The organism is Streptoverticillium reticulum (assembly GCF_047456005.1).
GTDB lineage: Bacteria > Actinomycetota > Actinomycetes > Streptomycetales > Streptomycetaceae > Streptomyces > Streptomyces reticulum.
On record NZ_CP179755.1, the window covers coordinates 6,064,970 to 6,087,985 of the forward strand.

22 protein-coding genes are annotated in these 23,016 nt (G+C 70.0%); 13 read left to right on the top strand and 9 right to left on the bottom strand.

The window, feature by feature from the left end; genetic code table 11:
* Positions 1–94: 94 nt before the first annotated feature.
* On the bottom strand, positions 95–1,273 hold the full coding sequence (gene nadA / locus ACMATS_RS27940) for a quinolinate synthase NadA (RefSeq protein ID WP_390777669.1): 1,179 nt from the start codon (positions 1,271–1,273) through the stop codon (positions 95–97).
* A gap of 260 nt (positions 1,274–1,533) precedes the next feature.
* On the opposite strand from nadA, the gene erpA reads away from it, so the two are divergent.
* Positions 1,534–1,890, top strand: a complete 357-nt coding sequence (gene erpA, locus ACMATS_RS27945; protein WP_336412634.1) for an iron-sulfur cluster insertion protein ErpA — start codon at positions 1,534–1,536, stop codon at positions 1,888–1,890.
* Positions 1,891–1,956: 66 nt separating this feature from the next.
* Here the strand turns inward: erpA and ACMATS_RS27950 are convergent, their stop codons facing one another.
* Positions 1,957–3,492: a hypothetical protein gene (locus ACMATS_RS27950; RefSeq protein ID WP_414169475.1), complete on the bottom strand. Its 1,536-nt coding sequence runs from the start codon at positions 3,490–3,492 to the stop codon at positions 1,957–1,959.
* A 99-nt stretch (positions 3,493–3,591) separates the two neighbouring features.
* Positions 3,592–3,813, bottom strand: coding sequence for a hypothetical protein (locus ACMATS_RS27955; protein WP_414169476.1), 222 nt, complete (start codon positions 3,811–3,813; stop codon positions 3,592–3,594).
* A 174-nt stretch (positions 3,814–3,987) separates the two neighbouring features.
* On the opposite strand from ACMATS_RS27955, the gene ACMATS_RS27960 reads away from it, so the two are divergent.
* Positions 3,988–4,962 carry a carbohydrate kinase family protein gene (locus ACMATS_RS27960; RefSeq protein WP_414169477.1) on the top strand — a complete coding sequence of 325 codons (975 nt, stop codon included), beginning with the start codon at positions 3,988–3,990 and terminating at the stop codon, positions 4,960–4,962.
* A gap of 244 nt (positions 4,963–5,206) precedes the next feature.
* Here ACMATS_RS27960 and ACMATS_RS27965 read toward each other — a convergent pair whose 3' ends face one another.
* Positions 5,207–6,589 (bottom strand): cysteine desulfurase/sulfurtransferase TusA family protein, encoded by a 1,383-nt coding sequence (locus tag ACMATS_RS27965; RefSeq protein WP_414169478.1) that lies wholly within the window; start codon positions 6,587–6,589, stop codon positions 5,207–5,209.
* Between the two features lie 268 nt (positions 6,590–6,857).
* On the opposite strand from ACMATS_RS27965, the gene coxB reads away from it, so the two are divergent.
* From coxB to ACMATS_RS27985, 4 genes are all read left to right on the top strand, one after another.
* The gene (coxB, locus tag ACMATS_RS27970; protein ID WP_390777664.1) at positions 6,858–7,823 is read left to right on the top strand and encodes a cytochrome c oxidase subunit II; all 966 of its coding nucleotides are present in this window, start codon (positions 6,858–6,860) and stop codon (positions 7,821–7,823) included.
* Positions 7,820–9,541, top strand: coding sequence for a cytochrome c oxidase subunit I (gene ctaD, locus ACMATS_RS27975; protein WP_336412628.1), 1,722 nt, complete (start codon positions 7,820–7,822; stop codon positions 9,539–9,541). Before coxB ends, ctaD begins: the two co-directional genes overlap by 4 nt.
* Complete coding sequence (locus ACMATS_RS27980) at positions 9,538–9,936, top strand: cytochrome c oxidase subunit 4 (protein ID WP_336412627.1); 399 nt, start codon at positions 9,538–9,540, stop codon at positions 9,934–9,936. Before ctaD ends, ACMATS_RS27980 begins: the two co-directional genes overlap by 4 nt.
* 137 nt (positions 9,937–10,073) lie before the next feature.
* Positions 10,074–11,318, top strand: a complete 1,245-nt coding sequence (locus ACMATS_RS27985; protein WP_414169479.1) for an Ig-like domain-containing protein — start codon at positions 10,074–10,076, stop codon at positions 11,316–11,318.
* A 22-nt stretch (positions 11,319–11,340) separates the two neighbouring features.
* On the opposite strand, the gene ACMATS_RS27990 is transcribed toward ACMATS_RS27985, so the two are convergent.
* Positions 11,341–11,748, bottom strand: coding sequence for a hypothetical protein (locus tag ACMATS_RS27990; RefSeq protein ID WP_390777662.1), 408 nt, complete (start codon positions 11,746–11,748; stop codon positions 11,341–11,343).
* 249 nt (positions 11,749–11,997) lie between these two features.
* Between ACMATS_RS27990 and ACMATS_RS27995 the strand changes: the two genes are divergently transcribed.
* The 7 genes from ACMATS_RS27995 to idi all read left to right on the top strand — a co-directional run bounded on the left by ACMATS_RS27995 (position 11,998) and on the right by idi (position 19,580).
* Positions 11,998–12,618 carry a heme-copper oxidase subunit III gene (locus ACMATS_RS27995; protein ID WP_336412624.1) on the top strand — a complete coding sequence of 207 codons (621 nt, stop codon included), beginning with the start codon at positions 11,998–12,000 and terminating at the stop codon, positions 12,616–12,618.
* 67 nt (positions 12,619–12,685) lie between these two features.
* On the top strand, positions 12,686–13,495 hold the full coding sequence (locus tag ACMATS_RS28000) for a c-type cytochrome (RefSeq protein WP_336412623.1): 810 nt from the start codon (positions 12,686–12,688) through the stop codon (positions 13,493–13,495).
* Complete coding sequence (locus ACMATS_RS28005; protein WP_390777661.1) at positions 13,492–14,544, top strand: ubiquinol-cytochrome c reductase iron-sulfur subunit; 1,053 nt, start codon at positions 13,492–13,494, stop codon at positions 14,542–14,544. The genes ACMATS_RS28000 and ACMATS_RS28005 overlap by 4 nt, the downstream gene beginning before the upstream one ends.
* Positions 14,541–16,190, top strand: a complete 1,650-nt coding sequence (locus tag ACMATS_RS28010) for a cytochrome b N-terminal domain-containing protein (RefSeq protein WP_390777660.1) — start codon at positions 14,541–14,543, stop codon at positions 16,188–16,190. Before ACMATS_RS28005 ends, ACMATS_RS28010 begins: the two co-directional genes overlap by 4 nt.
* 280 nt (positions 16,191–16,470) lie before the next feature.
* Entirely contained in the window at positions 16,471–17,652 is a 1,182-nt protein-coding gene (locus tag ACMATS_RS28015; RefSeq protein WP_390777659.1) for a cytochrome P450, read from the top strand.
* Between the two features lie 118 nt (positions 17,653–17,770).
* On the top strand, positions 17,771–18,838 hold the full coding sequence (trpD, locus tag ACMATS_RS28020; protein ID WP_390777658.1) for an anthranilate phosphoribosyltransferase: 1,068 nt from the start codon (positions 17,771–17,773) through the stop codon (positions 18,836–18,838).
* Between the two features lie 184 nt (positions 18,839–19,022).
* The gene (idi, locus tag ACMATS_RS28025; RefSeq protein ID WP_390777657.1) at positions 19,023–19,580 is read left to right on the top strand and encodes an isopentenyl-diphosphate Delta-isomerase; all 558 of its coding nucleotides are present in this window, start codon (positions 19,023–19,025) and stop codon (positions 19,578–19,580) included.
* A gap of 78 nt (positions 19,581–19,658) precedes the next feature.
* Here idi and ACMATS_RS28030 read toward each other — a convergent pair whose 3' ends face one another.
* The 4 genes from ACMATS_RS28030 to ACMATS_RS28045 form a co-directional block, all read right to left on the bottom strand.
* Positions 19,659–20,636, bottom strand: coding sequence for an aminotransferase class I/II-fold pyridoxal phosphate-dependent enzyme (locus ACMATS_RS28030; RefSeq protein WP_390777656.1), 978 nt, complete (start codon positions 20,634–20,636; stop codon positions 19,659–19,661).
* Between the two features lie 95 nt (positions 20,637–20,731).
* Positions 20,732–20,974 (bottom strand): acyl carrier protein, encoded by a 243-nt coding sequence (locus tag ACMATS_RS28035; protein ID WP_336412616.1) that lies wholly within the window; start codon positions 20,972–20,974, stop codon positions 20,732–20,734.
* A 7-nt stretch (positions 20,975–20,981) separates the two neighbouring features.
* Entirely contained in the window at positions 20,982–21,995 is a 1,014-nt protein-coding gene (locus tag ACMATS_RS28040) for a beta-ketoacyl-ACP synthase III (RefSeq protein WP_391152916.1), read from the bottom strand.
* Positions 21,992–22,996, bottom strand: a complete 1,005-nt coding sequence (locus tag ACMATS_RS28045) for a phytoene/squalene synthase family protein (protein ID WP_390777653.1) — start codon at positions 22,994–22,996, stop codon at positions 21,992–21,994. The genes ACMATS_RS28040 and ACMATS_RS28045 overlap by 4 nt, the downstream gene beginning before the upstream one ends.
* Positions 22,997–23,016: the final 20 nt, after the last annotated feature.

Sequence of the window (23,016 nt, forward strand, 5' to 3'; positions counted from 1 at the left end):
CCGGGGCGCAGCCCCGGGAGCTTCGACTGCGGGAGCGTCGTGGCTGATCGCGCAGTTCCCCGCGCCCCTTACGGGGCGCGGCCCCCCGAAACGCCTACGGCAATGCGAGCATCCGCTCCAGCGCCAGCTTCGAGAAGCTGGCGACCTCCGGGTCCACCTCGATCCGGTTGACGACCTTGCCGTCCGCCAGGGACTCCAGGGCCCACACCAGGTGCGGCAGGTCGATGCGGTTCATCGTGGAGCAGAAGCACACGGTGCGGTCGAGGAAGACGATCTCCTTGCCCTCGCTCGCGAACCGGTTCGCGAGCCGCCGCACCAGGTTGAGCTCGGTGCCGATGGCCCACTTGGAGCCCGCCGGGGCGGCCTCCAGCATCTTGATGATGTATTCCGTCGAGCCGACGTAGTCGGCCGCGGACACCACCTCGTGGCGGCACTCGGGGTGCACCAGGACGTTGACGCCGGGGATGCGCTCGCGCACGTCGTTGACCGAGTCCAGCGAGAAGCGGCCGTGCACCGAGCAGTGGCCGCGCCACAGGATCATCTTCGCGCCGCGCAGCTCCTCGGCCGTCAGGCCGCCGTTCGGCTTGTGCGGGTTGTAGAGGACGCAGTCCTCCAGCGACATGCCCAGGTCGCGCACGGCGGTGTTGCGCCCGAGGTGCTGGTCCGGCAGGAAGAGGACCTTCTCGCCCTGCTCGAAGGCCCAGTTCAGGGCCCGCTCGGCGTTGGACGAGGTGCAGATCGTGCCGCCGTGCTTGCCGGTGAAGGCCTTGATGTCGGCGGAGGAGTTCATGTACGAGACGGGGACGGTGACGTCCGCGATGCCCGCCTCGGTCAGGACGTCCCAGCACTCGGCGACCTGCTCGGCGGTGGCCATGTCGGCCATCGAGCAGCCGGCCGCGAGGTCCGGCAGGACGACCTGCTGGCCGTCGTGGGTCAGGATGTCCGCGGACTCGGCCATGAAGTGCACACCGCAGAAGACGATGTACTCGGCGTCCGGCCGGGCGGCCGCCTCGCGCGCGAGCTTGAAGGAGTCGCCGGTGACGTCGGCGAACTCGATGACCTCGTCGCGCTGGTAGTGATGGCCGAGGACGAAGACCTTGTCCCCGAGCTTCGCCTTGGCCGCGCGGGCGCGCTCCACCAGGTCCGGATCGGACGGTGCCGGCAGGTCGCCGGGGCACTCCACACCCCGCTCGCTGCGGGGGTCGGCCTCGCGGCCGAGCAGCAGGAGAGCGAGCGGGGTGGGCTGGACATCCAAGGGCTGGGCGGTGGTCACGTCACGCACCCTTTCTGTTCTGCGGACGGCCGCTCTGCACTGTGGCGCAGTCGGCTTGTCGTCAATTTGACGCTATCTATCATAGCTGCTTCGCGTCACTTTGACGATGGTGATTGCGTCGATGTGACGCATTCCCGTTCGCGCGCGGGGTGTGCGAGCATGAAAGCCGGTGAAGTCACCGTCAGGACCCGGAATGAATCCGGGACGGCAGCGGTTGCAGGCGACGCAAGCATCCGCAGAAGAACCCGGGAGTGAAGCAGATGTCCGTTCAGGACGAGAAGACCACGGCGAGCGACGGCATCCTTCTGTCCGACGCCGCTGCGGCCAAGGTCAAGAGCCTGCTGGAGCAGGAAGGCCGTGAAGACCTCGCGCTGCGCGTCGCCGTCCAGCCCGGCGGCTGCTCCGGTCTGCGCTACCAGCTCTTCTTCGACGAGCGTTCGCTCGACGGTGACGTCGTCAAGGACTTCGACGGCGTCAAGGTCGTCACCGACCGCATGAGCGCCCCGTACCTGGGCGGCGCCTCGATCGACTTCGTCGACACCATCGAGAAGCAGGGCTTCACGATCGACAACCCCAACGCGACCGGCTCCTGCGCCTGCGGCGACTCCTTCAGCTGACGCGGATCCTCACCGTACGAAGGCGGTGCCCCCGACGGGGGAACCGCCTTCGCCTTTTGTGCGGCGCTACGCCTTGCGCAGGGCCCCGCCCGTCGTCTCGTCGACGACCTTCCGGTCGTCCAGCGGCTTGTCCAGCGTCACCGGCAGGTCCCACTGCTTGAGCATCATCACGCAGGGCCGGCCCGGGTTCTTCTCCGTGCCGGTGACCTTCACCGACACCGCGGACCCGGACTCCCGGTCCGTCACCGCGTAGGTGTTGCACACCCCGCCCCAGAAGTGCAGGACGAGCTTCCTCCCGTCGTCCCCGGCCACGCTGTACGAGTCGACGTGCATCGACTGGGTCCGCGGCGTCCCGGTCGGGGCGGGCGTACGGGACGGCGAGGGCCGGGCGATGAACTTCGGGTCCACCGCGGGCTGGGCGACGGTGATCGTCGCACCGTCGTTGCCGCCGCCCGGCAGCTGCACGCCGAACAGCCACGACGGCACCAGTGCCGGCCGCCCCGCCACGGACTGCTCCGACAGGCCGAACTCCGCACTGCGCACCGTCGCGGGCTCCGCCTTCGACGGGATGCCGCCCGGACACGGCGGTGTCCCCTCGGCGTCCGCGCCCTCGCCCTTGGGGAACGGGGTCATCGTCCGGCAGCCGCCGGGGCCCGGACTGCCGGTTCCCTCGCCCTTGTTGAGCGCGTCGAGCGACTGCTGGGCGCTGACGACCGGATAGTCGGCCCCCTTCTTCGGCAGCTCCAACTTCCCGCTGCCGCCCGCCAGTTGCCCGTCCGCCCCTACCTGGAGCGTGGTCCGCCAGCCGGAGGAGGGCAGGGAGTTGAGCACGGGGTCGGCCTCGACCGTCCGTATCGCACCGAACGTCCGGCGCGCGTCCACCTTCGCGCCGTCCTGGCCCAGCGCCTTCAGTACGGGGGCCGCCACGCTCTTCGCCTTGTCCTCCGGCACCGGGGCCGCGGCCGCCGGGTCGGGGGAGTCGGGGGAGGGAGTCGCGCCATCACGGAAGGACGGGCAGGTCACCGGGGGAACGTCCTTGCCCTCCTGCTGCGGCCCGGCGCCCGGCGGATGCTCGCAGTGCGTGCCGCCCGGGGTGCCGTACCGCGTGAACGACCAGTCGCCCGGCGCCTGTTGGTGCACCTGGAGCGCGGGGCCCGACGCGTCGGGGGCGTCCCCGACGGTCCAGACGCCGTTCGCCAGCCGGGGCGTGCCCTGCACCTTGAGCGCCGTGGCCAGCGCCGTCACCTCGTCGCGCGTCACCTCGCGCCCGGGCAGGTAGACCGGGGCGTTGCGGGGGCCGTCGGGCAGTTTGCCCGCCGCCCGGTAGCGGACGCCGTGGGGGTCGGGCTCGCCCGGCGCGATGCCCTGCTGCGGACCGCCGCCGGCCCGCCCGTAGCCGTCCAGGGCCAGCGGGGGAGGGGAGGAGCTGTCTCCGGACCCGCCGGACCGGTCCGCGCCGCCGCCCCCCGCGGTGGACGCCCAGTACGCGCCCCCTCCTCCGGCCAGCAGCACGGCCGCGGCCACCGATGCGACCGCCAGCGGCGAGTGCTTGCGCCGCGGTTTCTCGGGGGTGCTGCCGGGAGTGGCGCCCTCGGTGCTCACCACATCGCTCCTTCGCTCCGCTCAATGTGTGTACTGCCGTGTCCTCTGTGAAGGGGACGGCGCTTGGACGGAGCGCAGGAGCGAGCGGTTCCACCCGGGTCAGTCGCCGTATTCCGACATCCCGTCCAGCAGCCGGGCCGAGGCCGCCGGGACGGAGACCCCGTGGATGGAGGAGAGCGGGGTGTGCCGCCGGGCGGGGGCGGGGCGGGGGGTCCGGGTGCCGGGCCAGTGCGGTGCCATGCGGGCGCAGTCCCGGCGCAACTCGTCGAGCGACTCGGGCTCGGTGGTGTGCTGCGTGACGTCCTTCACAGTCTTCGGCATATCCGCACCGTACGCACGGGGTGCCGCTGCGAGAAAGACCTACTAATAGGTAGATTTGCCCACCCATAGGCGAGAATCGGGCCCTCTTGTCCGAGGGCCTTCACCCGGTAACGTGGTGTGGCTCTTTCTGTTTTTCTCGTTATGTCACCTCGCCCCGCAGGGAGCAGACCCGTCGTGCGTATCGCTGTCACCGGCTCCATCGCCACCGACCATCTGATGACCTTCCCCGGCCGCTTCGCCGACCAGCTCGTGGCGGACCAGCTGCACACGGTCTCTCTCTCCTTCCTCGTCGACGAGCTCGACGTCCGCCGCGGCGGCGTGGGCCCCAACATCTGCTTCGGCATGGGCGTCCTCGGCCTGCGCCCGATCCTGGTCGGCGCGGCCGGCGCGGACTTCTCCGACTACCGCGCCTGGCTGGACCGGCACGGCGTGGACACCGACTCCGTCCACATCTCCGAGGTCCTGCACACCGCGCGCTTCGTGTGCACCACGGACACCGACCACAACCAGATCGCGTCCTTCTACACCGGTGCCATGAGCGAGGCCCGGCAGATCGAGCTGCAGCCCGTCGCCGACCGGGTCGGCGGCCTGGACCTGGTGCTGATCGGCGCCGACGACCCCGAGGCGATGCTGCGCCACACCGAGGAGTGCCGCACCCGCGGCATCCCGTTCGCGGCCGACCCCTCGCAGCAGCTGGCCCGGATGGACGGCGAGGACATCCGCCTGCTGGTCGAGGGCGCCACGTACCTGTTCACCAACGAGTACGAGAAGGCGCTCATCGAGTCCAAGACGGGCTGGACGGGCGACGAGATCCTCGCCAAGGTCGGCACCCGCATCACCACCCTGGGCTCGCGCGGCGTGCGCATCGAGACGGCGGGCGGCCGGACCGTCGAGGTCGGCTGCGCCCAGGAGGAGGCCAAGGTCGACCCGACCGGCGTGGGCGACGCGTTCCGCGCCGGCTTCCTCGCCGGCCTGACCTGGCAGCTCTCGCAGGAGCGGGCGGCGCAGCTGGGCTGCATGCTGGCGACGCTCGTCATCGAGACGCTGGGCACGCAGGAGTACGAGCTGCGGCGCGGGCACTTCATGGAGCGCTTCACGAAGGCCTACGGCGACGAGGCCGCCGCCGAGGTGCGGGCCCACTTGGGCTGAGGCTTGTGGGGGCCTCCGCCCCCACACCCCGGGTTCTTCGCCCGCCGTCAGGGGCTTGTCCGCCGGCACCACGGCGCCCCGTAAGGGGCGCGGGGAACTGCGCGACCAGCCCCCACCGGCCCGCAGGTAACGCACCACCCCAGGGGTCCGGGGCGAAGCCCCGGGCATCTCGACTGCGGGCGCGTCGTGGTTGCTCGCGCAGTTCCCCGCGCCCCTGACGGGGCGCCGTGGTGCCGGCCCCGTGTCAGGCGCGGCGCCGCACCGTGTACGCGACGCCGCCCGCCACCGGCCGCTCGCCCACGTACTCCTGGCCACGCATCTCGCACCACGCGGGAACGTCGAGCCGTGCGGCCTCGTCATCCGACAGCACGGTCACCAGGCCCCCGACCGCCACGTCGCCGAAGGCCCTCGCCAGCTCGATCACCGGGATCGGGCACCGCCTGCCCAGCGAGTCGACAATCAGTTCCCCTTCCCCGGAAGGGGAACCCACATCGCCGGCCGGCGCGCCCAGCGCCCCCCGCACCTCGGCGACGGCGCCCGGCAGCACCCCCAGAAATCGATCGACCTCCTCCGAGGTCGACCCCCGCGGCAGCGAGACCCGCACGTTCCCCTCGGTGAGCACCCCCATCGCCCGCAGCACATGACTGGGGGTCAGCGTGCTGGACGTACAAGACGAACCGGACGAAACCGAGAAACCCTCGCGGTCCAGGGCGTGCAGCAGCGCCTCCCCGTCCACGTACAGGCACGAGAACGTGACCAGGTGCGGCAGCCGCCGCGCCGGATCCCCGACGACCTCCACGTCCGGCACGAGCTCCGGGACCCTGGCCCGGATCCGGTCCACCAACGCCCGCAGCCGCGCGGCCTCTTCGGCCGCCTCCTGGCGGACGGCCCGCAGCGACGCCGCCGCCGCGACGACCGCGGGCAGGTCGGGGAAGCCCGGCGCGCGCCCCGACTCCCGCTCGTCCGCGGGGTGCTGGGGGGCGTACCGCACTCCCTTGCGCACCGCCAGCAGGCCGACCCCGGACGGGCCGCCCCACTTGTGGGCGCTCGCCGTCAGCAGCGACCAGCCGCCCTCGACCGGGCCCCAGCCCAGCGACTGCGCCGCGTCCACCAGCAGCGGGACCCCCGCCTCCCGGCAGGCCTCGGCGACTTCGGCCACCGGCTGCACCGTTCCCACCTCGTGGTTGGCGGACTGCAGCACCGCCAGCGCGGTGTCCGGCCGCAGCGCCGCCGCGTAGGCACCCGCGCCCACCCGGCCCGTGCGGTCGACCGCCACCTCGGTGACGGTTCCGCCGGCCGCCTCGTGCACGGCGGCGGAGTGCAGGACGGCCGAGTGCTCCACGGCGGACACCACCAGGTGCCGCCCGGTCCGGCGCCGCCCGGCGAGGGCTCCGGCAATTCCGTCATGCAGGGCCCGTGTCCCCGATGGAGTGAAGACCAGTTCGTCCGGGCGGCAGCCGACGGCCTCCGCCGCGGCCTCGCGCGCCGCGTCGAGCAGCAGCCGGGCCCGGCGGCCCTCCCGGTAGAGGCGGGCCGGATCGGCCCATCCCTCGTCCAGGGCGGCCAGCAGCGCCTGGCGTGCGACGGGGTGCAGGGGAGCGGCGGAAGCGGCGTCGAAGTACGGCACGGAGCACACGCTAGCGCGCAGGTCGCACGATGTGCGGCGGGTGTCCGGCGGCCATCTGACGGTCCGCCGGACGGGCCCCGGATCAGCAGATTCCGCCTCTTCGGGGAGTGACGCGGCGCGTTGGGTACCCTCCCCGCGCGGCCCCAAATAGCGTCCAGTAGGGTTTGGTCCGCATAAACATCCAAACCCCTGCCCGCAGCGGGCCGGCGACCGACCAGCGAGACGGCCGCAGCCGGCCGCACGGGCGAGACTCTCGGGAAGGCGCTACGTGAGTCCCAACGGCTCCGACCGCTCGTCGCGGCGCCCGGTGCGGCGGAAGCTGCTGCAGGCGCTGGCCGCGGGCGCTGTCCTGGCGACCGCCACCGGTTGCACATCCAAGGACTTCCCCCGCCTCGGAATGCCCACTCCCGTCACGGAAGAGGCGCCGCGGATCCTCTCCCTGTGGCAGGGTTCGTGGGCGGCTGCGCTCGCCACGGGCGTACTGGTGTGGGGCCTGATCCTGTGGAGCGTCATTTTCCACCGGCGCAGCAGGACCAAGGTCGAGATCCCCGCACAGACCCGGTACAACATGCCCATCGAGGCGCTGTACACCGTGGTCCCGATCATCATCGTGTCGGTGCTCTTCTACTTCACCGCGCGTGACGAGAACAAGCTTCTGACCAACCCCGAGAAGCCGAAGCACGTGGTCAACGTGGTGGGCTTCCAGTGGAGCTGGGCGTTCAACTACCTGGAGAACGTCGACGGCCAGCCTGCGGGCCGGCCGCTGCGCGAGGTCAAGGAGCTGGACGCGATTCCGGACCGGTTCCTCGCGAAGGCTCCGGCGAACGCGGGCGGTGTCTACGACATCGGCACTCCGGGTACGCGGAATCCGCAGAACAACAACCCCGGCCCCACCATGTGGCTGCCCAAGGGCGAGACGGTGGAGTTCGTCCTCACCTCGCGGGACGTCATCCACTCCTTCTGGGTCGTGCCGTTCCTGATGAAGCAGGACGTCATCCCGGGCCACACGAACAGCTTCACGGTGACCCCCAACCGCGAGGGCACCTTCATGGGCAAGTGCGCCGAGCTCTGCGGCCAGGACCACTCCCGGATGCTCTTCAACGTCAAGGTCGTCTCTCCTGAGCGGTACAGGGCGCACCTGAAGGAGCTCGCGGCCAAGGGCCAGACCGGTTACCAGCCGGCGGGCATCGCGCAGACGGATCACGCGAAGAACGCGGAGACCAAGAACAAGTGAGCATCCTCAACGAACCCCAGGGTGCCGCCGCCGCACCAGCCTCGGCAGCACCGCCCGTACGCCAGAAGCAGCCCGGCAATCAGGTGATCAAGTGGCTCACGACCACTGACCACAAGACGATCGGCACGCTGTACCTGGTCACGTCGTTCGCGTTCTTCTGCATCGGCGGCCTGATGGCGCTCCTCATGCGCGCCGAGCTGGCCCGTCCCGGCACGCAGATCATGTCGAACGAGCAGTTCAACCAGGCGTTCACGATGCACGGCACGATCATGCTGCTGATGTTCGCGACGCCGCTGTTCGCCGGATTCGCGAACTGGATCATGCCGCTGCAGATCGGCGCGCCCGACGTGGCGTTCCCGCGGCTGAACATGTTCGCCTACTGGCTCTACCTGTTCGGCTCGCTGATCGCGGTGGCCGGCTTCCTCACCCCGCAGGGTGCGGCCGACTTCGGCTGGTTCGCCTACTCCCCGCTGTCGGACGCGGTCCGTTCGCCGGGCGTCGGCGCCGACATGTGGATCATGGGTCTGGCCTTCTCCGGCTTCGGCACCATCCTCGGCTCGGTCAACTTCATCACCACGATCATCTGCATGCGCGCCCCGGGCATGACGATGTTCCGCATGCCGATCTTCACCTGGAACGTCCTGCTGACCGGTGTCCTGGTCCTGCTGGCCTTCCCGGTGCTGGCCGCCGCGCTGTTCGCCCTGGAGGCGGACCGTAAGTTCGGTGCCCACGTCTTCGACGCGGCAAATGGCGGAGCACTGCTCTGGCAGCACCTCTTCTGGTTCTTCGGCCATCCAGAGGTGTACATCATCGCGCTGCCGTTCTTCGGCATCATCTCCGAGGTCATCCCGGTCTTCTCGCGCAAGCCGATGTTCGGTTACATCGGCCTGATCGCGGCGACCATCTCGATCGCGGGTCTGTCGGTGACCGTGTGGGCGCACCACATGTACGTCACGGGCGGTGTGCTGCTGCCGTTCTTCTCCTTCATGACCTTCCTGATCGCGGTCCCGACCGGTGTGAAGTTCTTCAACTGGATCGGCACCATGTGGAAGGGCTCGCTGTCCTTCGAGACCCCGATGCTCTGGGCCGTCGGCTTCCTGATCACCTTCACCTTCGGTGGTCTGACCGGCGTCATCCTGGCCTCGCCCCCGATGGACTTCCACGTCTCCGACTCGTACTTCGTGGTGGCGCACTTCCACTACGTGATCTTCGGTACGGTCGTCTTCGCGATGTTCTCCGGATTCCACTTCTGGTGGCCGAAGTTCACCGGCAAGATGCTGGACGAGCGCCTCGGCAAGATCACCTTCTGGACGCTGTTCGTGGGCTTCCACGGCACCTTCCTGGTGCAGCACTGGCTGGGTGTCGAGGGCATGCCCCGCCGTTACGCGGACTACCTGGCCGCCGACGGCTTCACCACGCTGAACACCATCTCGACCATCAGCTCCTTCCTGCTGGGCCTGTCGATCCTGCCGTTCATGTACAACGTCTGGAAGACCGCCAAGTACGGCAAGAAGGTCGAGGTCGACGACCCGTGGGGTTACGGCCGTTCGCTGGAGTGGGCGACCTCCTGCCCGCCGCCGCGGCACAACTTCCTCACCCTGCCGCGGATCCGTTCCGAATCCCCGGCGTTCGACCTGCACCACCCCGAGATCTCGGCCCTTGAGCTCGAGACCGTGGGTGCCGGGGCCATCGCGGGCGGAAAGGAGTCCGGCAAGTGAAGATCCAAGGCCGGATGTTCATCTGGCTCTCCGTCTTCATCCTCGCCATGGCGATCGTCTATGGCCTGTGGTCGAAGGAAGCCGCCGGTACCACCGCGCTCTTCATGGCCTTCGGCCTGAGCGTGATGATCGGCTACTACCTGGCGTTCACCGCGCGCCGGGTGGACGCCGGTGCCCAGGACGACAAGAACGCCGATGTCGCCGACGACGCCGGTGAGCTGGGCTTCTTCGCCCCGCACAGCTGGCAGCCGCTGTCCCTGGCGTTCGGTGGCGCGCTCGCCTTCCTGAGCATCTGCTTCGGCTGGTGGCTGATGTTCTTCTCGGCGCCGATCATCTTCGTCGGACTCTTCGGCTGGGTGTTCGAGTTCTACCGCGGCGAGAACCAGAACCAGTAGGTTCCGCCGCCCGCAGTACCCCCGGGCCCCGCACACCGCCAGGTGTGCGGGGCCCGATTGCGTCCCCGGAGGGGCGGCGCCACCCGTTTGCAGTCACCCCGCGGGCCGTACCCCCCGAATCTTCCTACGGTGTGACCATGAGTCACTCCTCTCGCAGCACGGCGGTTCTCTGCAGCCTCCTGGTGATCGCCCTCGCCGCAGGGGGCACCGCGTGCGGCGGCTCGTCCAACCCGCTGGCGGACAAGCCCTACGACGCCACCGGGCAGGTGTCCCTCGTCGGCGCCGAGGACGGCCACAAGGCCGACCCCGGCAAGCCGCTGGAGGTCAGGGCCGACGGCAGCGACCGGATCACGGACGTCACCGCGACGGACGCCGCCGGCCGCTACGTGAAGGGCGAACTCGACGCGGGCGGGCTCCACTGGCGCAGCACCGGCGCCCTCGCCGCCGGCGCCCACTACACCGTCAGGATCAGTACCGAGGACGAGGACGGGGCCCAGGGGCGGCGCACGATCGGCTTCGACACCAACCCCGCGGACAAGCTGCTGCGCGTGACGTTCGGCCCGCAGAGCGGCACCTACGGCGTCGGACAGCCCGTCACGGCCGAACTCAGCATGCCCGTCACGGACCCCGCCTCCCGCGCGGTCGTCGAGCGCACCCTGCGAGTCGACTCACAGCCCTCCGTCAAGGGCGCCTGGTACTGGGTGGACAACCGCACCCTGCACTACCGCCCGCAGGAGTACTGGCCCGCCCACTCGGTCGTGAACGTCTCCGCCACGCTCAACGGCATAAAGGTCGGCGGGGCGCTCTACGGCGGCCCCTCCAAGCCCGTCCGGCTCACCATCGGGGACCGGGTGGAGGCCGTCACGGACGCCAGTGCGCACTCCATGACCGTCACGAAGAACGGCCAGGAGCTCGGCAGCGTCCCCGTGACCACCGGAAAGCCCGGTTACGACACCCGCAACGGGGTCAAGGTGGTCCTGGGCAAGGAATCCTTCGTACGGATGCGCGGCACCAGCATCGGCATCGCCGAGGGCAGCGCCGACTCCTACGACCTGCCCGTCCACTGGGCCACCCGGGTCACCTGGAGCGGCGAGTACGTGCACGCCGCCCCCTGGTCCGAGGGCTCGCAGGGCTGGGACAACGTCAGCCACGGCTGCACCGGCATGAGCACCGAGAACGCCAAGTGGTTCTTCGACACCGTCCATCTGGGCGACATCGTCAAGGTGGTCGGCAGCGCGGGCGCCACGATGACGCCCTTCGACAACGGCTTCGGCGACTGGAACATGCCGTGGCAGAAGTGGCGCCAGGGCAGCGCGCTGACGGCCGGCAAGCGCGAGGGCACCAGCCCGGCCGACGCGGCCCGGCTGCGGCCCCGGATGTGACCCGCGGGCCGTGCGGGGCCGCTCAGGCCCCGACGGCCGGCCGGTCCGCCGCCCGCAGCAGGCCCGCCAGGGCGGCGGAGAAGGCCACCGGGTCCACCGGGTGGGTCACCACCGCGTCCGCCCGGCTCCAGGTCGCCAGCCAGGCGTCCTGCGGGCGTCCGATGAGCAGCAGCACGGGCGGGCAGCGGAACACCTCGTCCTTCAGCTGCCGGCACACCCCCATGCCGCCCGCGGGCGCCGTCTCGCCGTCCAGGACGCACACGTCGACCCGGCGCTCCTCCAGCGTCCGCAGCACGGCGGGCAGGGTCGCGCACTCCAGGTACTCCACCTGCGGCACATCGGCCGCGGGGCGCCGCCCTGCGGCCAGCCGCACCTGCTCCCTGGTGCTCGCGTCGTCGCTGTAGACCAGCACCGTGGCAGTGGGCTGCATTCGTTCCTCCAGGCGTGTGAGAAGCACAGCGTGTGGATCGTTCTGCTCGTTCTGCTGCGCGGATGCTACTCCGCGCACAGGGCCCCGGAGGAGGGTTCGCACACGGCTGGTGACGGTGCGTCGGGCCCGGTGGAAGGAGCGCTTCCTCCCTTCGGGGGACCACGGAACTGGGCCGTACGAGCAGGGCATACGCCCTTGACACACCGAACGGCACCCCCCGGAGTGAGCGCGAGATAAGCGACCGACATAATGTCGGTCGTGGCGACAGCAACAGCAGTAGATACCGGGCACGCGCACCCCTCGGTCAACCGGCCGAACCTCACCAGCGTCGGAACCATCATCTGGCTGAGTTCCGAGCTGATGTTCTTCGCGGCCCTCTTCGCGATGTACTTCACCCTCCGATCGGTGACCGGAACCGACCACTGGAAGGAGATGGCGTCGCACCTGAACGTTCCGTTCTCGGCGACGAACACCACGATCCTGGTGCTCTCCTCCCTCACCTGCCAGCTCGGCGTCTTCGCTGCTGAACGCGGCGACGTGAAGAAGCTGCGCACGTGGTTCGCGATCACCTTCGTGATGGGTGCCATCTTCATCGGCGGCCAGATCTTCGAGTACACCGACCTGGTCAAGGAGGACGGCCTCTCGCTCTCCTCGGACCCGTACGGCTCGGTGTTCTACCTGACGACCGGCTTCCACGGCCTGCACGTGACGGGCGGTCTCATCGCCTTCCTGCTGGTCCTGGGCAGGACGTACGCGGCCAAGAGGTTCACCCACCACCAGGCGACGGCGGCCATCGTCGTGTCCTACTACTGGCACTTCGTCGACGTGGTCTGGATCGGCCTCTTCGCCACGATCTACTTGATCAAGTAATCGGTCCTGTCCTGCACCGGACCACAGTCCAGCAACGAAGCAGAAGATCCTGACACCGGGGTAATCCGTGAAAAAGCTCTCCGCACGACGACGCCATCCGCTGGCGGCGGTCGTCGTCCTACTCTTCGCGCTGGCGGTAACTGGGGGGCTGTACGCCGCGTTCGCGCCGGCGGACAAGGCCAAGGCCGATGACACCGCCCAGTCCCTCGCCATCGAGGAGGGCAAGAAGCTCTACTCCGTGGGCTGCGCAAGCTGCCACGGCACCGGCGGTCAGGGCACCTCCGACGGGCCGAGCCTGGTCGGTGTGGGCTCCGCGGCCGTCGACTTCCAGGTCGCCACCGGCCGTATGCCGCTCCAGCAGCAGGGCGCCCAGGCGCCCCGCAAGAAGGCGATCTACTCGCAGGCCGAGATCGACCAGCTCGCCGCGTACATCGCCTCCCTCGGCGCGGGGCCGGTCGCCCCGACCAAGAGCCAGTACAGCCCTGACGGCGCCGACATCGCCAAGGGCGGGGAGCTCTTCCGTACGAACTGCGCCCAGTGCCACAACTTCACGGGCAAGGGCGGCGCACTGTCGAACGGCAAGTACGCCCCGAGCCTTGAGAACGTCAACCCCAAGCACATCTACGAGGCCATGCAGACCGGCCCGCAGAACATGCCTTCCTTCCCCGACACCACGATGTCGGAGAAGAACAAGAAGGACATCGTCGCGTACCTGGGCACGGTCAACAGCAGCAAGTCGGAGAACCCCGGCGGTCTCGAGCTGGGCGGGTTCGGCCCGGTCAGCGAAGGCCTGTTCGCGTGGGTCTTCGGTCTGGGCGCGCTGGTCGCCGTGGCCATCTGGGTCGCTGCCCGGACCGCAAAGGCCAAGAAGTCATGAGTAGCCAAGAGATTCCAGAAGAGAACCTGCCGAGCACGCAGGGCGAAGCACACGCCGGCGCCGTAGCCACCGCCGACCCGTTCGCCGACCCGGGCCTGCCGCCGCACGAGCACCGCATCCAGGACATCGACGAGCGGGCCGCCAACCGGTCCGAGCGCGTGGTCGCGATGCTGTTCGTGCTGTCGATGCTGGCCACGGTCGGCTTCATCGCCTCGTACGTGACCCTGCCGGTCGACAAGAACATCTACGTCTTCCCGATCGGTCACATCAGCGCGCTGAACTTCGCGCTGGGCCTGACCCTGGGCGTGGCGCTGTTCTGCATCGGCGCGGGCGCGGTCCACTGGGCGCGCACCCTGATGTCCGACGTCGAGGTCGCCGACGACCGGCACCCGATCGAGGCCTCTCCCGAGGTCAAGGCCAAGGTCATGGCCGACTTCCGGGAGGGCGCGAAGGAGTCGGCGCTCGGCCGCCGCAAGCTGATCCGCAACACCATGTTCGGCGCGCTGGCGCTGTTCCCGCTCTCCGGCGTGGTGCTGCTCCGCGACCTCGGTCCGCTGCCGGGCACCAAGCTCCGCAAGACCGCCTGGTCGCAGGGCAAGATGCTGATCAACCAGAACACCATGCAGCCCCTGCGTCCCGAGGACATCCAGGTCGGCTCGCTCACCTTCGCCATGCCCGAGGGCATGAAGGAGGAGGACGAGGACTTCCAGAACGAGATCGCCAAGGCCGCCCTGATGATCGTCCGGCTCCGCCCGGAGAACATCAAGGACAAGCGCGAGCTCGACTGGTCGCACGAGGGCATCGTCGCGTTCTCCAAGATCTGCACGCACGTCGGCTGCCCGATCAGCCTCTACGAGCAGCAGACCCACCACGTGCTGTGCCCCTGCCACCAGTCCACGTTCGACCTCTCCGACGGCGGACGCGTGATCTTCGGTCCGGCCGGCCACGCCCTTCCGCAGCTGCGGATCAAGGTCAACGACAAGGGCTACCTGGAGGCCATGGGCGACTTCGAGGAGCCCGTCGGTCCTGCTTACTGGGAGCGCGGATGAGTACTGCAACGACTGAGTCCTATGGCGCTGACGCGCAGGGCCGGCGCAAGGCGCCCGCCGGCGAGCGGGTGGCCGACTGGGCCGACGGCCGGCTGGGGATCTACTCCCTGGCCAAGGCCAACATGCGCAAGATCTTCCCGGACCACTGGTCCTTCATGCTGGGCGAGGTCTGCCTCTACAGCTTCCTGATCATCATCCTCACGGGTGTGTATCTGACGCTGTTCTTCCACCCGAGCATGAACGAGGTCGTCTACCACGGCTCGTACGTCCCCATGCAGGGCATGCGGATGTCCGAGGCGTACAAGTCGACGCTCGACATCAGCTTCGACGTCCGCGGCGGTCTGCTGCTCCGGCAGATCCACCACTGGGCGGCGCTGGTCTTCCTCGCGGCCATGATGCTGCACATGATGCGCGTCTTCTTCACGGGCGCGTTCCGCAAGCCGCGCGAGGTCAACTGGCTGTTCGGCTTCCTGCTGCTGGTGCTGGGCACCTTCACCGGCTTCACCGGCTACGGCCTGCCGGACGACCTGCTCTCGGGCACCGGTATCCGCATCGCACAGGGCCTGATCCTGTCCATCCCGCTCGTCGGGACGTACATCTCGATGTTCCTGTTCGGCGGCGAGTTCCCCGGCCACGACTTCGTGGCCCGGTTCTACTCGATCCACATCCTGCTGCTGCCGGGCATCATGCTCGGTCTGGTCGTCGCCCACCTGATCCTGGTCGTCTACCACAAGCACACGCAGTTCCCGGGTCCGGGGCGGACCGAGAAGAACGTCGTCGGCATGCCGCTGATGCCGGTCTACATGGCCAAGGCCGGAGGCTTCTTCTTCCTGGTCTTCGGTGTCATCGCGGCCATCGCCGCGATCGCCACCATCAACCCGGTCTGGGCGATGGGCCCGTACCGGCCCGACCAGGTCTCCACCAACGCCCAGCCCGACTGGTACCTGGGCATGTCCGAGGGCATCTTCCGGGCCATGCCCGGCTGGGAGATCAACATCGCGGGCCACACCCTGGTCCTGGGCGTGTTCATCCCGCTGCTGATCTTCGGCCTGGTGCTGACGGCCATGGCGGTCTACCCCTTCCTCGAGTCGTGGGTGACCGGTGACAAGCGCGAGCACCACCTGCTCGACCGGCCGCGCAACGCCCCGACGCGTACCGCGTTCGGCGTCGCCTGGCTGGTGATGTACGGCGTCGGACTGGTCAACGGCGGCAACGACCTGTGGGCGACGCACTTCCACCTCTCGGTGAACAGCGTCACCTGGTTCGTCCGGATCACGTTCTTCACGGCTCCGATCCTCGCCTTCATCGTCACGCGCCGGATCTGCCTGGGTCTGCAGCGCCGCGACCGGGACAAGGTGCTGCACGGACGCGAGTCCGGCATCATCAAGCGCCTGCCGCACGGTGAGTTCGTCGAGGTCCACGAGCCGCTCTCGCAGGACCAGCTCTTCACGCTCACCTCGCACGAGCAGCCGAAGCCGCTGGAGCTGGAGCCGGAGGTCGACGAGAACGGCGTGGCCCGCAAGGCGGGTGCCTCGCAGCGCCTGCGCGTGAAGCTCTCGAAGGGCTTCTACGGCGAGGGGACGCACATCCCGAAGGCCACTGCCGAGGAGTTCGAGGAGATCACGAGCGGCCACGGCCACCACTGATCCGCTGTACAGCTGATACGCCACGACGAGGGGCCCGCGGGAATTTCCCGCGGGCCCCTCGTGCATGTCCGCGTACTGCCGCGCACCGCCGTGCGCGAACTTCCTTGTCAAGATGGGCGGTTGAACAGCCAACCTTGATCCAGTCCCCCGGGTGCAATTAGTGTGGCCGATGCCACCAGCTCAATTGCTGAAGGGAAATCGGGGAATGCTGACCACGGACCGGAATGCTGAGTTCCCATTCGATCCCACCGACCCGGCCTTTCGGGCCGATCCTTATCCGGTGTACCGCGAACTGAGGGAAAACCACCCCGCGGTGCGCGGGCCGCTGGGCGCCTGGGCGGTGAGCCGCTACGAGGATTGCGATCTGCTGCTCCGTGACCGGCGCATGGGGAAGGACCTCGGGAATTCCGAATACTTCGCCCGGGTCGCCGGCGACACCGAGGCGGAGGACGCGCCTTTCCTCGGGCTCGGCATCGACGGCTGGGACGCCCAGCTCTTCAAGCTGCTGGACCCGCCGGACCACACCAAGCTGCGCGCCCTGGTCTCCCAGGCGTTCACGCCCGCGGTCATCGACGGCCTGAAGGACTCCACCGCGGCCATCGTGGACGAGCTCCTCGGCGAACTCCCGGACCGGTTCGACGTCATGCAGCGGCTCGGTGCGCCGCTGCCCATCCGGGTGCTCGGCGACATGCTGAGCATCCCGCGCGAGGACCACGAGATCTTCGTCCAGTGGTCCACCGAGATCGCCCACATCCTGGAGCTCGGCGCCGAGCCCTCCGAGGACGTGGCCATCCGCTGCCAGAAGGCCGTCGCGGAGTGCACCGCGTACTTCGTCGAGCTGCTGGAGAAGCGCGCCTCCGCCGACGGCGACGACCTGCTCTCCCAGCTGGCCCGCGCCCGCGACCTCGCCGACGGCGGGCTGACCCTGCACCAGATCGCGGCGGTCTGCGTGCTCCTGGTCGTCCCCGGCCTGGACACCTTCTCCAACCTGATAGGCAACGCCGCCGTGCTCTTCGCCCGGCACCCGGAGATCCTGCCGCAGCTGGCCGCCGAGCCGGAGTCGGCGGACGCGGTGCTCGACGAGATCCTGCGCCTGGAGCCGCCGACCCACGCCTCCTGGCGGGTCGCCCTGGAGCCCGTCGAGATGCACGGGCAGACCATCGAGCCCGGTGACGTGGTCCTGCTGCTGATCGCCGCCGCCAACCGGGACGAGCGGGTCTTCGACTCCCCGGAGACCTTCGCCCTCGGCGGGAACAGCCGCAAGCACCTGTCGTTCGGCCGCGGCATCCACTACTGCGCCGGCGACCTGCTGTCCCGGCTGATGGCCAAGGAGGCCTTCAAGGGCCTGGCCCAGCGCGTCGCCGGGCTCTCCCTCGTGGACGAGCAGGTCGACTACAAGCCGGGTATCTGGCTGCGCGGCCCGTCCCGGCTGCCGGTCGTCGTGGAGCACCGGGCCGGCTGACGTACGTCCGCACGCCGGGGCACCGCGGCAACCGCCCGCGGTGCCCCGCGCGTCCCGGGGAGCCGGGGGACGCCGATAGGGTGGGCCCCAAGGCCCGTCGCACTCAGGAGCGTGGAGTATGAACACCGTTCCCCCCGCCGGCTCTCCCGCCGAAGGCACCCTGCAGAGCTGGCCGGACGTTCTGAGCGCACTGCTGGCCGGGCAGGACCTGAGCACGGACACCACCGCGTGGGCCATGGACCGCATCATGCGGGGCGAGGCGACGAACGCGCAGATCGCGGGCTTCGCGGTGGCGCTGCGGGCCAAGGGCGAGACGGTCGGCGAGATCGCCGGTCTGGTGCGCACGATGTACGAGCACGCCAACCTGATCGAGGTGCCCGGACCCACCGTCGACATCGTCGGCACCGGCGGCGACCGGGCGAAGACGGTCAACATCTCCACGATGTCGGCCATCGTCGTGGCCGGCACCGGAGCCCGCGTCGTCAAGCACGGCAACCGCGCCTCCTCCAGCGCCTCCGGCGCCTCGGACGTGCTGGAGAAGCTGGGCGTCAACCTCGAACTCACCCCGCGGCGGGTGCAGGAGGTGGCCGCCGAGGCGGGCATCACCTTCTGCTTCGCCGTGAAGTTCCACCCGGCGCTGCGCTACGTGGCGGCCGCCCGCAAGGAGCTGGGCATCCCCACCTCCTTCAACTTCCTCGGCCCGCTGACCAATCCGGCCCGCGTCCGGGCCCAGGCCACCGGGGTCGCCGACGCCCGGATGGCGCCCATCATCGCCGGGGTGCTCGCCGAACGCGGTTCGTCCGCCCTGGTCTTCCGGGGGGACGACGGTCTGGACGAGCTGACCACCACGGGCACGTCCACGGTGTGGACCGTGCGCGACGGCGAGGTGCGGCGCTCCTCCTTCGACCCGCGGGACGTGGGCATCCAGCTGGTGCCGATCGAGGCGCTGAAGGGCGCGGACGCCTCGTACAACGCGGACGTGGCCCGTCGGCTGCTGAACGGCGAGCAGGGGCCGGTGCGGGATGCCGTGCTGCTCAACTCGGCCGCGGCGCTGGCCGCGCTGGAGCCCTCGGACGCCCCGCTGGCCGAGCAGATCGCCGCCGGGATGGCCAAGGCCGCGGAGTCGATCGACTCGGGCGCGGCCAAGGCCGCCCTGGACCGCTGGGTGGCCGCCAGCACGTCCTGAACCACGCCGTTTCTTTCTCCGGGCCCGGTAAGGAAAAGGGCCCGGAGAAAGCCGGTCACGGCCGTCGAATTGCTGTTACGATCACTTTGCTGTTTTGAGTTGTCGCGCACCATTCGGCGTCGTCGGTGCCCACCCCTAACGACGCCCAAACAACGCCGTATTCGGCCGACGCAAAGGTTCGACTGTGACACTTCCGGAAATCAGCCCCATTCTGCTGGAACTGGTCAATTCCGACGGGGAGACCATCGGCACCGAAGAAAAGCTTGCGGCGCATCAGGCCCCGGGAAAACTTCACCGGGCCTTCTCGGTCTTTCTCTTCGACGGTGAGGGGCGCATGCTGCTCCAGCAGCGGGCGCTCACGAAGTACCACTCGCCGGGCGTCTGGTCCAACACCTGCTGCGGCCACCCCTACCCGGGCGAGGCCCCCGAGGCCGCGGCCGCCCGGCGCACCCGGGAGGAGCTGGGGCTGACGGAGATCACCCTCGTCCCGGCCGGCACGGTGACCTACAACCACCCGGACGAGATCTCCGGCCTGGTGGAGCAGGAGTACAACCACCTCTTCGCCGGCACGGTCGCCCAGGCGTGCGCGCCCGACCCCGAGGAGGTGCACGACACCCGCTTCGTCACCCAGGACGAACTCAAGGCCCTGCAGGCGGAGAAGGCCTTCTCGGCCTGGTTCCCCACGGTGATGGACGCGGCGCTGCCGGGCATCCGGAAGGTCGCCCCCTCCGGCGGCTGGTGAACCCCGCGCATCCACGCGCACGGACGGCCTCCTCCGGCCGGGCCCCGGTCACCACGGGGCCCGGCCGGACGGGGGCCGTCAGTGCGTGAGGGCCCCGAGCACGGCGTCGTTCGCGGCCCGGTCCCCGACGGTGATCCGCACGCCCTCGCCGGGGTAGTAGCGCGCGGCCACGCCCGCGGCCTCCAGCCGGGTGCGCACCGCGTCGACGCGCGCCGGCTCGTCGAGCCAGAAGAAGTTGGTGTGGCTCGGCAGCGCCTGCCAGCCCGTGGAGCGCACGCCCGTCAGCACCCGCTCCCGCTCCCCGACCAGGAACTCCACCCGCTCCCGCAGCTCGTCCTCCGCCTTCAGGGACGCCTCCACGGCGGCCAAGGACAGCGAGCTCATGGCGAACGGGAGCTGGAACGCGTTGATGCGCTCGGCGAGTTCGGGGCTCGCCACGCCGTAGCCGACCCGCATGCCCGCGAGTCCGTAGGCCTTGGAGAAGGTGCGCAGCACCAGCAGGTTGGAGAACTCCTGGGTCCACTCCAGGGACGCGGGGCGCTCGTCGGGCCGGACGAACTCGATGTAGGCCTCGTCCAGGACGACGACCGTGTCGGACGGGACCGACAGGACGAGCTCCCGGAGCTCCTCGGGGGCGACGAGCCGGCCCGTGGGGTTGTGCGGGTTGCAGACGATGACGGCGTCGGTGTCGGCGGCGGCCGCCTTGGCGATGGCCGCGATGTCCTGGTGGCCGCCGGGCAGCAGCGGCACCTGGACGGGCCGGGCGCCGGTCATCCGGGCGAGCAGCGGGTAGGCGTCGAAGTTCCGCCAGCCGTAGACCAGTTGGCGGCCGGGCCGGACGGCGGCCTGCAGCGCCTGGAGGGCCACTCCCACCGATCCGGACCCGACGACGACCCACTCCTCGGGCAGGCCGAGCCAGCCGGCTATCGCCGATTTCAGGTGCTCGGGGAAGAACTCGGGGTAACGGTTCACGCTGCCGACCTGCCGGGTGATCTCGTCGGCGACGGAGGGCAGCGGGGGCAGGGGGTTCTCGTTGAGCTGCAAGAGGTGCTGCATGTGTCCTCCTGGACGTGAGAAATCCGCGCGAAGAGGAGCCGCCGGCAAGCGGGGTGCGTTGCCGGCGGCGGAGGGGCTGGGTGAACGTTTCCGCGTCAGGCGGAGGCACCCTTGGACGTCAGGAGTTCGCGGGCGTCGTCCAGCGTCGAGGTGCCGCTCAGCTCGTTGCCGTCGAGCATCGGCAGGCCGAAGTGGCGCTCCACGGTGACGATGAACTCGACCACGCCCATGGAGTCCACGCCCGCCTCCTGGAAGGTGGCGCCGCCGACGAGCGCGGCGGCGGCCTGCGGGAAGCGCTCCTCGAGCAGGGCCTCGAGCCGGTTGTTCAGAGTCTCCATCGTTTCCTCACTGTTCCTGCAGTCCGATAGTGATGTCCGGCCAGGTCAGGGCCGCGGATCCCCAGGTGAGGCCGCCGCCGAAGCCCGTCAGCACGACGCGTTCGCCGGTCTTCAGCCGTCCGTCGGCCGCCGCGTCGGCGAGGGCCAGCGGGATGGACGCGGCCACGGTGTTGCCGACCCGGTCGATGTTCTTGACCACGCGCTCGACGGGGATGCCCAGTTCGCGCGCGCAGGTGTCGAGGATGCGGACGTTGGCCTGGTGCGGGACGACGGCGCCGACCTCCTCGGCCGTCCAGCCCACCCGCTCCAGCGTGCTGTGCACCGAGCCGGTCATGTACCGGACGGCGCGCGTGAACACCTGCGGCCCGTCCATCCGGAAGTACGTGTCCGCCTCCGGCACCGCCGCCTCCCGGCTGCGCTGCTCCGACCCGCCCGCACGGACGGTGATCAGGTCCGCGCCCCGGCCGTCGCTGCCCAGGTCGAAGCCCAGCAGCGCCCCCGGCTCCGCCGCGTCGCCGGCCCGCAGCACCATGGCGCCGGCCCCGTCGCCGAAGATGACGCGGGTGGTGCGGTCCGCGGGGTCGAGGATCGTCGAGAAGGTGTCGGCCCCGATGACCAGCGCGCTGCGGGCCACCGAGGTGGCGATCAGGCCCGCCGCGGTGGCCAGCGCGTACACGAAGCCCGTGCACACGGCGGCCACGTCGAAGGCGCCGGCCCCGTCCAGGCCCAGCTCGGCGGCGACCACGGGGGCCGTCCCCGGGCAGGGGCGGTCGGGGGTGCTGGTGGCCAGCACCACCACGTCCACCGAGTCGACGCCGGCGGACGCGAGCGCCCGCCGGCCCGCCTCGACCGCGAGCCGGCCGGTGGCCAGCCCGGGACCGGCGATGTGCCGCTGGGCGATGCCGGTCCGGGTCCTGATCCATTCGTCGGAGGTGTCGAGTTCCGCCGCGAGCATGTCGTTGGTGACGACGTGCGGCGGAACCCACGCCCCGAGACCGCCGACGACGGCGGCTCGCGTCATGCCGACCACGGGCGGCGGATCCGGTAACCGGACTGCTCCGCCTCGCGGTTGATGCGCTTGGCGCGGGCGGCGGCCGCGGCCGTGCGCGGGGCGATCTTCGCCGAGTTGAAGCCGAGGCCCTTCTTCGGCCGGCCGAAGAACGCGTAGTCGTCCTTGACCAGTTCGACCGCCATCTGCCGGTGCGTCTCGATGTCCAGGTCGACGAACGTCCGCGAGGTCGGGTGCAGCGTCCGCCCCCAGGCGCGCCCGGCGTCCAGGTGCCCGACGGCCCGGTCGATCTCGAACTTCATCAGCTCGCGCACGGCCTCGCTCACGTGCCCGCTGCCGACCTCACGGGCCAGCGACGTGCGGTCCAGGCCGAACTTGGTGAGGTCCTCCAACGGCAGGTAGAGCCGTCCGAGTTCGAGGTCCTCCTGCACGTCCCAGGCGAAGTCCAGGAGCTGGAAGGCCGTGATGGTGTGCCGGCACAACTCCTCGGAGTCCTCGCTCTGCGGCTCGAAGAGCCCGTTGATCCAGACGGCCGGGAGCAGGGTGACGCCCTGGATGAACGGGTCCATCTCCTCGTACGTCGCGTACTCGTACGTGGTGAGGGCCTCGCGCTGCGCCTGGACGAACTGGGGGACGTCCCGGTACGGCAGGTCCCAGGTGCGCATCATGTGCACCAGGGCCCGGGAGAGGGCGGCGTCGGCCACGTGGTCGCCGGACGGCGGGCCGTCGGTCTCGGTCTCCTCGCCGTCGCAGGCCGCCAGGTAGGCGCGCTCGAACTCGTCGAGGCGCTGCTTGCGCACCTCCAGGCTGCGGTTGACGTCGTCGACCAGGTCGTCGACGTAGCAGACGAACGAGAAGAAGGTGTCGAAGTAGGGCCGCTTGGCCGCGGGGAACATGTAGCGGCCGAGGAAGCGTCCGCGGCCGATGTCACGGAACAGCCGGGAGCTCTTGAGGTAGTCGGCGCGCAGCCCGGAGTCCGTTATCCCCGCGAGATCGAGCTCATGCACAGTCATAGTGGCTCTTCCTGTGTGCT

Excerpts from the sequence above, each read along its gene's own strand:
- trpD (WP_390777658.1), top strand. The coding sequence starts at position 17,771 with ATGAACACCGTTCCCCCCGCCGGCTCTCCCGCCGAAGGCACCCTGCAG.
- ACMATS_RS28030 (WP_390777656.1), bottom strand. The coding sequence starts at position 20,636 with ATGCAGCACCTCTTGCAGCTCAACGAGAACCCCCTGCCCCCGCTGCCC.
- ACMATS_RS27990 (WP_390777662.1), bottom strand. The coding sequence starts at position 11,748 with ATGCAGCCCACTGCCACGGTGCTGGTCTACAGCGACGACGCGAGCACC.
- ACMATS_RS28035 (WP_336412616.1), bottom strand. The coding sequence starts at position 20,974 with ATGGAGACTCTGAACAACCGGCTCGAGGCCCTGCTCGAGGAGCGCTTC.
- ACMATS_RS27985 (WP_414169479.1), top strand. The coding sequence starts at position 10,074 with ATGAGTCACTCCTCTCGCAGCACGGCGGTTCTCTGCAGCCTCCTGGTG.
- erpA (WP_336412634.1), top strand. The coding sequence starts at position 1,534 with ATGTCCGTTCAGGACGAGAAGACCACGGCGAGCGACGGCATCCTTCTG.
- ACMATS_RS27955 (WP_414169476.1), bottom strand. The coding sequence starts at position 3,813 with ATGCCGAAGACTGTGAAGGACGTCACGCAGCACACCACCGAGCCCGAG.
- ACMATS_RS28045 (WP_390777653.1), bottom strand. The coding sequence starts at position 22,996 with ATGACTGTGCATGAGCTCGATCTCGCGGGGATAACGGACTCCGGGCTG.
- ACMATS_RS28040 (WP_391152916.1), bottom strand. The coding sequence starts at position 21,995 with ATGACGCGAGCCGCCGTCGTCGGCGGTCTCGGGGCGTGGGTTCCGCCG.
- ACMATS_RS28005 (WP_390777661.1), top strand. The coding sequence starts at position 13,492 with ATGAGTAGCCAAGAGATTCCAGAAGAGAACCTGCCGAGCACGCAGGGC.
- ACMATS_RS28010 (WP_390777660.1), top strand. The coding sequence starts at position 14,541 with ATGAGTACTGCAACGACTGAGTCCTATGGCGCTGACGCGCAGGGCCGG.
- ACMATS_RS27995 (WP_336412624.1), top strand. The coding sequence starts at position 11,998 with ATGTCGGTCGTGGCGACAGCAACAGCAGTAGATACCGGGCACGCGCAC.